Source organism: bacterium, from assembly GCA_029210965.1.
Taxonomy (GTDB): domain Bacteria; phylum BMS3Abin14; class BMS3Abin14; order BMS3Abin14; family BMS3Abin14; genus JALHUC01.
In genome coordinates, this window is record JARGFZ010000026.1 from 25,566 (window position 1) to 36,621 (window position 11,056).

General features: G+C 50.9%; 9 protein-coding genes and 1 tRNA gene. All 10 read left to right on the plus strand.

What is annotated here, in order from left to right; all coding sequences use genetic code 11:
• Positions 1-30 precede the first annotated feature (30 nt).
• Positions 31-1,215: a branched-chain amino acid ABC transporter permease gene (locus tag P1S59_10185; GenBank protein ID MDF1526619.1), complete on the plus strand. Its 1,185-nt coding sequence runs from the start codon at positions 31-33 to the stop codon at positions 1,213-1,215.
• Positions 1,205-2,032, plus strand: a complete 828-nt coding sequence (locus P1S59_10190) for an ABC transporter ATP-binding protein (GenBank protein MDF1526620.1) — start codon at positions 1,205-1,207, stop codon at positions 2,030-2,032. The genes P1S59_10185 and P1S59_10190 overlap by 11 nt, the downstream gene beginning before the upstream one ends.
• Before the next feature lie 217 nt (positions 2,033-2,249).
• Positions 2,250-3,671, plus strand: a complete 1,422-nt coding sequence (locus P1S59_10195) for a VCBS repeat-containing protein (protein MDF1526621.1) — start codon at positions 2,250-2,252, stop codon at positions 3,669-3,671.
• 66 nt (positions 3,672-3,737) lie between these two features.
• Positions 3,738-5,783, plus strand: a complete 2,046-nt coding sequence (gene uvrB, locus P1S59_10200) for an excinuclease ABC subunit UvrB (protein MDF1526622.1) — start codon at positions 3,738-3,740, stop codon at positions 5,781-5,783.
• Positions 5,783-7,612: an excinuclease ABC subunit UvrC gene (gene uvrC / locus P1S59_10205; protein MDF1526623.1), complete on the plus strand. Its 1,830-nt coding sequence runs from the start codon at positions 5,783-5,785 to the stop codon at positions 7,610-7,612. Before uvrB ends, uvrC begins: the two co-directional genes overlap by 1 nt.
• Entirely contained in the window at positions 7,609-8,172 is a 564-nt protein-coding gene (gene mobB, locus P1S59_10210; protein MDF1526624.1) for a molybdopterin-guanine dinucleotide biosynthesis protein B, read from the plus strand. Before uvrC ends, mobB begins: the two co-directional genes overlap by 4 nt.
• A 365-nt stretch (positions 8,173-8,537) precedes the next feature.
• A complete protein-coding gene (locus tag P1S59_10215) occupies positions 8,538-9,347 on the plus strand; it encodes a hypothetical protein (GenBank protein ID MDF1526625.1) in 810 nt (269 codons plus the stop codon).
• Between the two features lie 134 nt (positions 9,348-9,481).
• Entirely contained in the window at positions 9,482-10,060 is a 579-nt protein-coding gene (locus tag P1S59_10220) for a transglycosylase SLT domain-containing protein (GenBank protein MDF1526626.1), read from the plus strand.
• Positions 10,061-10,065: 5 nt separating this feature from the next.
• Positions 10,066-10,632, plus strand: coding sequence for a CDP-diacylglycerol--glycerol-3-phosphate 3-phosphatidyltransferase (gene pgsA, locus P1S59_10225; protein ID MDF1526627.1), 567 nt, complete (start codon positions 10,066-10,068; stop codon positions 10,630-10,632).
• Positions 10,633-10,709: 77 nt separating this feature from the next.
• Positions 10,710-10,784: transfer RNA gene (locus P1S59_10230), tRNA-Gly, on the plus strand.
• Positions 10,785-11,056: the final 272 nt, after the last annotated feature.

Below are 11,056 nucleotides of genomic sequence, written 5' to 3' on the forward strand. Positions count from 1 at the left end.
GGGTTTTGCTGATGGTTCGAGGTCTTGAACATGAAAGATCTTAAACAGTCTCTTTTCATTTCAGTATGGTTCATGCTGCTCACCTTTCCCATAATGGTAATTCGCGTCAATACGATTGAAAAGGTCGTACAATGGCGCTGGATCAACATGGCGGCCATGGGGATCGGCACTTTTATCCTTTCCTACCTGTGGCGCTATATGCTGGCCCGCAAGGAGGCCGGTGGCAATGAGAGCGAGGAGAGCGTTGCCTGGCACCAGCGGGTGTTCAGTGAAAAAAGGCTCTTCATACCTTTTGGAGCCGCTTTTTTTACCTTTGCGGCCCTTTTTCCCCTTTTCGTTTCCGAATACCGGGTCAACGTTATGATAACGGCCATGATCTATGTTGTTCTTGGCCTGGGCCTTAATATAGTGGTAGGTCTTGCCGGACTCCTTGACCTCGGGTATGTGGCCTTCTATGCCGTCGGTGCCTATACCTATGCTCTACTGAATTACCATTTCCATGTGGGTTTCTGGCTGGCTTTACCGCTGGGGGCCCTGATGGGGGCTACATTAGGGATCCTGCTCGGTATTCCGGTTCTCAGACTACGGGGAGACTACCTGGCTATCGTAACCCTGGGTTTCGGTGAGATCATACGTCTGATCCTCGAGAACTGGGGCAGGTTTTCTTTCGGCCCCAGCGGAATTGCGAACATTCCCAGGCCTACCTTCTTTGGAATGGAACTGACACGAAGTCAGGGGATCCTTTTCATGTACTACCTGATGATCGTCCTGGGCATTTTCACCATTTTTGTCGTCAACCGTCTTCAGGACTCAAGGCTGGGAAGATCGTGGCTGGCCCTTCGCGAGGATGAGATCGCCTGTCAGGCCATGGGGATCGACAAGATGAAAACCAAGCTGGCGGCCTTCGCCCTGGGAGCCACCTGGGCCGGAATGATGGGAGTCGTCTTTGCCGCCAAGACAGCGTTCATTAACCCGGCAAGCTTTACCTTTTTGGAGTCGGCGATCATCCTTTCCATCGTCGTTCTCGGGGGAATGGGATCCATCTTCGGAGTTATCCTTGGCGCGCTCATACTCATTCTTCTTCCGGAGGAGCTTCGTGCTTTTTCCCAATACCGCATGTTGATCTTCGGGGCTTCCATGGTCCTCATGATGGTATTCAGACCCCAGGGAATTATTTCCAACGTCCGAAGAAGTTACGAATATCATGAATCCTGATAAAATCAGCGCCCCTCCGGACGCAGATGCGCAAAAGGTCCTGGATATTACCTCCCTTACCATGAGTTTCGGTGGGCTGAGGGCGGTTGACAGTGTGGACCTGGATGTGAAAGAAGGCGAGATCGTCGCCCTTATAGGCCCCAACGGAGCCGGTAAAACGACCTTCTTCAACTGCATTACCGGGATATACCCACCGGACTCCGGTGACATCGATCTTATCCCTAAAGGCGGGAAACCGGAACGATTAAACGGCATGAAGCCCAACAAGATCACCTCCCGGGGCATGGCCCGTACCTTCCAGAACATCCGGCTTTTCCATAACATGACTGCTCTCGAAAATATCATGGTTGGTCGTCACTGCAGGACCAAAGCCGGCATTCTGGGGGCTATCCTGAGGGGGCCGAGAACACGCAGGGAGGAACGTGACATCGTCACCTCCAGCTACACCCTTCTGCATAACGTTGGGTTGGGGGATTTTGTCAACGAACAGGCCAAGAACCTTCCCTACGGAGCCCAACGAAGGCTCGAGATTGCCAGGGCGCTTGCCACCGATCCCTTTCTTCTTCTGCTGGATGAACCCGCTGCCGGTATGAACCCCCAGGAGACGGAAAAGCTCATGGAACTTATCGAGTCCATCAGGAAAAGTGGCGTTTCCATTCTGCTTATTGAACACGACATGAAACTGATCATGAGGATATCCGACAGGATCCTGGTTCTCGATCATGGACTTAAGATCGCAGAGGGAAACCCGGCGGAGATCAGGAGCAACCAGAGTGTGATCGAAGCTTACCTGGGGTCGTCGCAAGTAGCGAACTGAATTGCGAATTGAGCCTTCAGAATTCAGGATTAAAAACGTTTAAATTGCCCATCTGTTGCTGCAACTTAATTTCTCTTGCCGGTTTTTCGTCCAATACTCAATCCGGAACACTCGATCCGTAATTGAATTACCCCCGCGTAACCTCTATCATTGAAGACACGTATTCATTGATGAGACCAAACACATTTTTCATTGGTGGTACAGCTGGAGGTAAGTCATGCCCAGATCCTTAGTGATGGTGTTAATACTCGCTTTTTTCGTTATTTTAGGCGGCGACACTTTTGCTCTCGAACCTGCACTGGTAGATGGAATTGACAGGGCCTGGCGTTCCGTTCAGGGCAACGCGGATGGGAACCCTGTGGTGGTGTTTGATGGAGACCTGACGGGGGGCAATTACATTAAAGAAAGGTTCACGGGTATTCCCTCATGGATCGTTTCTGAGGATTTTGATGGTGATGGTAGTTTTGAGGCAGTGGTCCAGTTTTCCGATGGAACTCTGCGTATACTGTCCCAGTCCCAGGGCCGGTTCAAAACTATTTCATCAGCCCGGAAAATGGCTCCCGAGGTTGCACCAGTAGTACTGGACTCTTTCGGTAGTGAACCCACTGGAGGGCTTATCGGGATCGACGACAGAGGTGATCTTGTTTCCATAGATTATGAAACAGGTCGAACCCGGCGTCTTGCAGGTGGTTTTTCGCCTTTGTCCCACCTAGCTGCAGGTGACTTTGATAAGGATGGAGAAAATGAAATCGCTGCCGTGAGTGACGAAGGGCATATGACCTTCGTCAAGGGCAAGACCAAGACTCGAAGCGATAAAGCCGTCCAGCTGCTTCCTGACACCCGTATTTCGGTGGCTGATCTTGACCGGGACGGCACTCTTGAGATCATTGCTTTTTCAAGTCCAACGATTGATATTTCACCCGGGCGGTTGGGAGATGACCTGGAAGCCAAAGGTGTTGCTGTTTTTAGCTGGGACGGGCGAACCCTCAGGTTACAGAACGAATTTGAACTTCCCGACGGTCAGGTCTTCGAGACGTTAACTCCGATGGTCGCTGGAACCGGTACCGCTGAGGATCAGGTTATGATGATCCCGGTCAAGGAGGATAATAAAGGTACGCAGATACGCAGCTACACCTACAGTTCCGGTCGTGTTCGGGAAAGAAGGAAAGGTCCGTTGTTTGATGGTGACCAGTGGGTGCACATTCTTGGAAGCTCAAAGCTTGGAAAAGGGGAGAGGGTCTATCTCATTACGGCCCAGGTTCCTGAAAGTGACGAGGGTGACCTTGAGTTGTACCGTCTTGATCTGGCACAGACAAGGATAACCCTGAACTCCTCCGTAGGCACACATTTGTCGGGTTCCAGACTGCTGGAATCAACTCTTATCGGAGACATGGACCATGACGGCGAAATAGAGCTGCTGGCTCCCGGCAAGGGACGATCGAGCCTGGCCATATACAGCCTGGACAGCAACCGCTTAAAGAGAAAAGAGATATTCAACTCTTCAGGGGAGATCGGGACCAACCTCTGTCCGGGAGATTTCAATGGGGACGGGAAAAGCGATGTTATGTTCGGTCTGGATGATGGGACTCTTGTTGTTCTTTTGGGAGAATCATTGACTCAGGTGAAAAGTGAATTGTGAATGGTGAATAGAAAAATAGCTGAATTTACCTTTCACTGTTCACTGTTCACGTTTCACGGACTTTAAATGCCCTTCAACCTCACATCCGAATATACTCCCCGTGGTGACCAGCCAACTGCTATACAGCAGTTGAAGAAGGGAGTTCTGAGCGGCAAGCAGGATCAGGTCCTTCTCGGTGTGACCGGGTCCGGCAAGACCTTTACCCTGGCAAACGTCATAAACGGGTTGGATCGTCCTGCCCTCGTCATGGCTCATAACAAAACTCTGGCTGCCCAGCTGTTCCACGAGTTTAAAAGCTTTTTTCCCAATAATGCGGTGGAATATTTTGTCTCTTATTACGATTATTACCAGCCTGAAGCTTACCTGCCTCAGACCGATACCTTCATCGAAAAGGACAGTTCCATTAATGAGGTCATCGACAGGTTGAGGCACTCGGCGACACGTTCCCTGCTGACCAGGAGGGATACAATCGTGGTGGCCTCGGTGTCCTGTATCTTTGGTCTCGGATCCCCTGAAATGTACCGAAGCATGCTGGTGACTTTTCATCGGGGGCAGAAGGTCAGCAGAAGAGAGATCCTGTCCAGGCTGGTTGAGATGAGGTATGAGCGGAACGACATTGATTTTTCACGGGGAACTTTTCGCGTCCGCGGAGAGGTCGTTGACCTTTTTCCCGCCTACGAGGAAACAGCACTCAGGTTTGAACTGTTTGACGATGAGGTCGAAAGGATCTCCACACTTGATCCCCTGACCATGAAATCAATAGCAGACCTGGAGAAGATCTCTGTGTTTCCTGCCAGCCACTATGTTATCCCAGGGGATGTTATGAAGGGAGCTTTGGGGAAAATCGACGAAGAACTTAAGGAAAGGGTTTCCTGGTATCGGGATAACGGGCAGCTTATCGAGGCTCAGCGGATCTCCGAAAGGACCGCCTTCGACATGGAGATGATGCAGGTCATCGGTTATTGCAAAGGGATAGAAAACTACTCAAGGCATTTGACCGGGCGCACTAAAGGGGAACCCCCGCCCACACTCCTGGATTACCTTCCTGAAGATACCCTGATCATTATGGACGAAAGCCATCAAACCATCCCACAGGTCAGAGCCATGTACAACGGCGACAGGTCGAGGAAAGAGAGCCTTATTCAGTACGGTTTCAGGCTTCCGTCAGCCCTGGATAACCGTCCGCTTACCTTTGCAGAGTTCGAAAAAAAAGGTAACCAGAAGATCTATGTGTCTGCTACACCCGGTCCCTATGAACTTGGGAAAACGGGTGGTGAGATTGTTGAGCAGATGATCAGACCAACCGGATTGATCGATCCAGAGGTTATCGTTAGGCCAGCCACCCATCAGGTGGATGACCTCATTGGGGAGATCAGGGATGTGGTGAGTACAGGCCACCGGATCATGGTAACGACACTGACGAAACGGATGGCGGAGGATCTGACGAGCTACCTTGAAGAGCTGGGGATAAGGGTCCGTTACCTGCACTCCGACATTGAGACCCTGGAGAGGGTACAGATCATCAGGGACCTGAGACTCGGGGTTTTTGACGTCCTGGTGGGGATCAACCTCCTTCGGGAGGGGCTTGATCTTCCCGAGGTGGCCCTGGTTGCGATCATGGATGCTGACAGGGAAGGTTTTCTCAGGTCCGAGACATCTTTGATACAGACGATGGGGAGAGCTGCACGAAACCTTGATGGTCGGGCCATTCTTTACGCCGATGTCATCACAGGCTCCATCAAAAGAGCCCTGGAGGAAACCGGCAGGAGAAGAAAACTGCAGGAAACATACAACGCCCTGCACGGGCTTACTCCTGAAAGTATCAAAAGCCGGATACATGATGTGCTTTCCTCCATCGAGGAAGCCGATTATGTCAGCGTTGTCGGTGATGAAGAGTTTGAACCTGGAACCGTGGAGATGACCGTAGGCAGGCTCGAAAAGGAGATGCTGGAAGCTGCGTCGAACATGGAGTTTGAACGTGCTGCAGAGCTCCGGGATCGCATGAAGGAGCTCCAGGAACGCCTGTTAATGACGGGCAGTCCAACCAGGACTTCGTCAGCCACCGGTTCCGGGAAAGGAAGGGAAAAAGGCAGGAAAGGGAAAGCACACTGATGTTTGCCAAAATGAAGGAGCAGATAAAACACGTCCCGGCTGCCCCCGGAGTGTACCTCTATAGGGACGCCGAAGGCGTTGTCTTGTACGTTGGGAAGGCAAAGGATCTGCGTAAGAGGGTAAGACAATATTTTACGGGTGGGCAGGAGGAAAGGACCGCTCATTTTCTGCCTCTGATAGATACTGTGGAAACCATTGTTGCCGGATCTGAAAAGGAAGCTCTCCTCCTTGAAAACACACTGATAAAGCGGTACCGTCCGGCCTTCAATGTGGACATGAAGGACGACAAAAGCTATCCCTGTTTCAGGGTCACGGTTCAGGAGGCATTTCCCAGGCTGGAGATAACGCGAAAACTTGCGGTGGATGGGAGCCTTTATTTCGGTCCTTTTACTGACGCGGGGGCAGCCAGAGCAACTCTGTCGTGGCTGGAACGAGCTTTTCCGCTGCGTAGATGCCGTAAACCGGTTCCCGGCGGGAGGGGACGACAAGGACGGCCGTGTCTTGATTTTCAGATGGGACGTTGTCTGGGGCCCTGCGGCGAAGAGGTGACTCGGGATGAATACGGCCGGATAGTTGTTGAACTGGTGGATTTTCTCAAGGGCAACGGTAAAAAGGTCGTTAGTAAACTTTGCAAGAGGATGAAACAGGCATCAGGGGAGATGAAGTACGAGGAGGCCGCCAGCCTGAGAGATCGTGTAGCAGCGATTGAAACGGTCCTTGAAAAACAGGATGTGGTAGGGAACCCCGGGGAGGATATAGATGTGCTGGGGTTCGCAGGATCGGGAGACACCGGAGTCCTGACTAGCCTTTTTATCAGGTCGGGCATGCTGGTAGGCAGATCCGACACTGTTGTCACAGGCGCCTCTGACCCGGCTCAGGCCCTGGACGCATTCCTGTCAAAACACTACAGGGAAACGGTTCCACCACCACCCCTTATCCTCTGCCTCGAGGGTGTCGATTTCAGTCATGTTCACGAGGAGCTGCTATCGGAGATCGGTGGGAGAAAGATCAGCGTTCGCAAGCCTACAAGAGGCCGAGGCCTGCGTCTGGTGCGGTTGGCCGCAGAAAACGCCTCGCAGGCTCTCAGGGAAATGCTGTCCAGGGAGAGGGACGCACGAACACTTATTGAAGAACTTCAGGAGGCGCTCAAACTGAAACATCCGCCGGCCAGGATTGAATGCATAGACATCTCACACACCACTGGACGGGAGACCTGCGGCGCTACGGTGGTCTGGGAAAAGGGGAAGTTGGTAAAGGAACATTACAGGCTCTATGCGATAGATTCCAGCGATACAAATGGAGACGATTATGCCGCTCTTTCAGAGGTTATTGAAAGACGTTTTACGGGAACTTCAAGCACCCTTATGCCCATCCCGGATCTTCTCCTGGTGGACGGGGGCAAGGGACAGCTATCACGAGTGGTTAAGACTGTTGACGACTATAATGTCAAGAACCTTCAGTTGGCCGCTATCTCCAAGGGGCGTTCGGCTAAACGTTCCGGTGTCCATACCCTCACTGATGAGATCTACCTGCCCGGACGAGTAAATCCCATTAAAATAGAAAAACATTCGGCTGCCATGCGCATTATGCAGATGATGAGGGACGAAGCGCACAGGTTTGCGCTGTCCTCTCATCGAAAACGCAGGAACAAGGATGATCTACTCAGTCGTCTGGACGGAATCGTTGGAGTAGGTCCGACGCGGCGCAGGGCCTTGCTCCTTCATTTTCGGTCCATTGAGGAGATCCGGATAGCACCAGAGGAGGAGATCGCTTCCCTGAAAGGCTTTAACCACTCTGTAGCGCGCAGGATCAAGGAGAGCCTCCAATGAAAGATGGTTCAAGCAGACAAGGGCCTGAGGGAGTGGCTGATAAAATCCCTAATGCAGTCGCTTTCATAGCAGGAAGGTCCGGCACAGGCAAGACAACGCTTATGGAAGCTCTTTTAACAGTGTTGAAAGGAAAGGGGTACCGGGTAGGCACTGTCAAGCATTCGGGGCATCAGGCAGCAATGGACAGGGAGGGGAGCGATTCCTGGCGGTTTACACAAGCTGGGGCTGATATAACCGTATTGGCAGCAAGTGGACAGCTTGCTGTTTTACGAAACATTGATCAACCCTCCCTTGAGGATGCACTCCTCGAGGCTTCTTCAGGCACTGATATTGTTTTGGTGGAAGGGTTTAAAGAGATGAACCTTCCAAAAATAGAGGTTTACAGATCAGAACACTCGGAAGGTCTGTATTTTCGGCGAGACAAAGAACCGGACCCATATCTCATCGCTGTTGCCAGTGACACTCCTCTGGATATTGATGTTCCCGTCCTGAACCTTAACGATCCCGAGGAAGTGTGTAAATTCATAGTTGAGAGGTTTTTGAAGAGCCGTGATTCGTGAATTGTAATTCGTGATTCGAAAGAAAAAATCTCAGATCTCAAAAAAAAACGCCATGATGCACGATCTGCAACTTCAAACTTGACAGGGTCGCAAAAAGTCCGTAATCGGCTTTTTGCTCCTCGGAAAGGGAAAAGCGTCGTTTTCCCTTTCCTTACAAATCAATGACTTATATCCGGAGTCATTGATTTGGGCGCCCCGCGCGGGGCACATTGATGACTTTTTGCGAAGTCATCAAACTTCAAACATCAACATCCAAACTACAAACGTTTTTCAATTTCAAAATCGTTGTTCCCCCTTGACAAGAGTGGTAAATCTGCCGAAAATGACATGAAATTTTGCATCTGTGTTTTTCAAGGAGGCGGAGAATGAAATCGAGGAGCGTGTATTCTGTGATCTTTGCGGCCATATTCCTGTTTTCCGTGGCCGGCTGCGTCACCACGGACAGGTCTAACAGCGGTTGGGTCATTGTTGACCCACCTTCCTCATCACCTCCTCCAAGGGCCGAAAAGCAGCCGCCTCCCAGGCACAAAGAAAACAGAGGCCAACAGAAAGCCGCACAGAATCACCTTCGAAGCGCTTACAGGTTTCTTCAGAAGAACAAACCTGACCACGCTATACGCGAACTGGAAAAGGCCAGGGGAAAAATGGGACCCGGCTACTGGTTCTACTACTACTATGGAGGGGCCTACTACCTTAAGGGAATGTTCGGGGAGGCCAGAGACACCTGGCAAATCGCCTATCGTCAAACCCGCGATTACCAACTGCGTTCCAGGATCATGACGTGTCAGTCCTTTGCCATTTATTATCTGGACGGCCAGGGGCCATCCAGAGGGGTACTGGAAAAAGCTTTTAAAATGGACAAAAAAAATAGAACGGCCAGGGAGTTGTACCAGGATCTGACCGGCTCAGACCCCTACCGTTCCGGCGATCAGCCGTCTTATAACCAATCGTCCAGCAGCCCATACGTCCAGGAGAAACTGGGGCAAAAGGACGGACCGGAGGATAACAACAAATTATACCCGAACGAATGGGGCAAAGACGGCTCCAGCCGCGGGAACGGGGATAAAAACAAAGATAGGAAGAAGGGCAAAAAGAAAGACCATAAGGAAGTCAAAAAGTATAAAATACAGGACGATGAACAGTTCCGGATCTATTTTATGGTGGAAATGCCTTAAATGCAGTGAACCGTGAACGGTGAATAGTGAATGGAGGACTATATGCTTTTGACGGTGAACGGTGTTCAGTTAACAGAAATAGAACACGAGGTTTTACTGTTCACACTTTACTGTTCACTTTTCATCTAGATATTATGAGAGCACTTACTCTATCCCTCATATTTTGCCTGTTCCTGCTGCCCGCGGTGGCCTTGGGGGACATATACCGGTACGTTAACGAGAGCGGTGTGACCGTTTTTACCGATTACCCCGCACATTCCGGATTCAAGGTACATATGCGGGAAAGTGGAAGTTTCCGGTTGGCTCCAGTGGGAGGACATTATCCATATCGTGACGTGGTTATCGAAGCCTGCAGTATGTACAGAATGGACGAAGCATTGATCCGTGCGGTGATGGAGGTGGAGTCGGATTACAACCGCTATGCCATATCCAGTGCAGGGGCCCGTGGACTCATGCAGCTTATGCCCCGGACCGCCCAGCAGCTGGGCGTCAGGAACATATGGGATCCCAAGCAGAATGTCCAGGCAGGGACGGCATATTTGAAAGTTTTTACCAGAAGGTTTTCCGGAAACGTGGAACTGGCGCTGGCCGCCTATAACGCTGGCCCCAACGCGGTTCTAAAATACGGGAAAATCCCGCCTTATCCACAGACGATGAACTATGTCCAGAAGGTAATGCGGCTTTACAGGGACTACTCGGGGTTCAGGGATTAAATAACATGAATTTGCACACTGTTCCCAACTGGCTGACACTGGGGAGGATACTCTCCCTTCCTCTTATCATCGGACTCGCCTCTTTCCCGGGCAGGGGGTTTGGAATTGCGGCGGCAGTAGTGTTTTCCCTTGCTGCCATCACCGATGTTCTTGACGGTTACATAGCGCGAAGGACGGGACAGGTTAGTGACTTCGGCAGACTTATTGACCCTATTGCCGACAAGATCATTGTTGCAGCCGCCTTTATCATGCTTGTCCAGCTGGGGCGCGCTCCGGCCTGGATCGTTGCTCTTATCATAAGCAGGGAGTTCGCTGTATCGGGTCTGAGGGCCTTCGCCGGTTCCAGAGGAATCATCATAGAAGCACGGTTCATGGGAAAAACCAAGACGACCCTTCAGATCCTCGCCATCATCTGCCTTCTGGTTAATTTCAGCCTCTGGGGGTTCCCTTTTAAGGAGGTAGGATGGATTTTACTGATTGCGGCGTTTGCAGCTACAATTTGGTCGGGTTATGAATATTTTGCGGATTATTTAGCGAGCATCAAGGATACTGGCAGCAAGGACTTAAAATAACAGAAATTGGCCTTTATGGATGTGTCTTTACGGATGTTGATATCAGAGATTAATTCTGTTATATATTCAACCCTCTAGCGGGAATAGCTCAGTGGTAGAGCGCCACGTTGCCAACGTGGATGTCGCGGGTTCAAATCCCGTTTCCCGCTCCAGAATAATGCTCAGGGCTCCTTTTTGGAGCCCTTTTTGTATTATTCTACCGCTTCAGTCATCGCGAACCATCACCCGTGTGAAGCGATCCTGGTTTCAATAAAAACAATGCTTTTTACCACGGAGGCACGGAGGAAAAGGAGAAGAGCTTGAATCAGGGTATAGACCCAGTTATTTCAAAAGCGAGACAAAGCTAATTTACCACAGATGGGATGAAGTAGGCCGGTACCACCTGTCAACGGGATGCTAAAATAGCTCCCAACTTTTAACGGGG

Coding starts and splice junctions, on each gene's coding strand:
- P1S59_10185 (MDF1526619.1), top strand. CDS start 31: ATGAAAGATCTTAAACAGTCTCTTTTCATTTCAGTATGGTTCATGCTG.
- P1S59_10190 (MDF1526620.1), top strand. CDS start 1,205: ATGAATCCTGATAAAATCAGCGCCCCTCCGGACGCAGATGCGCAAAAG.
- P1S59_10195 (MDF1526621.1), top strand. CDS start 2,250: ATGCCCAGATCCTTAGTGATGGTGTTAATACTCGCTTTTTTCGTTATT.
- uvrB (MDF1526622.1), top strand. CDS start 3,738: ATGCCCTTCAACCTCACATCCGAATATACTCCCCGTGGTGACCAGCCA.
- uvrC (MDF1526623.1), top strand. CDS start 5,783: ATGTTTGCCAAAATGAAGGAGCAGATAAAACACGTCCCGGCTGCCCCC.
- mobB (MDF1526624.1), top strand. CDS start 7,609: ATGAAAGATGGTTCAAGCAGACAAGGGCCTGAGGGAGTGGCTGATAAA.
- P1S59_10215 (MDF1526625.1), top strand. CDS start 8,538: ATGAAATCGAGGAGCGTGTATTCTGTGATCTTTGCGGCCATATTCCTG.
- P1S59_10220 (MDF1526626.1), top strand. CDS start 9,482: ATGAGAGCACTTACTCTATCCCTCATATTTTGCCTGTTCCTGCTGCCC.
- pgsA (MDF1526627.1), top strand. CDS start 10,066: ATGAATTTGCACACTGTTCCCAACTGGCTGACACTGGGGAGGATACTC.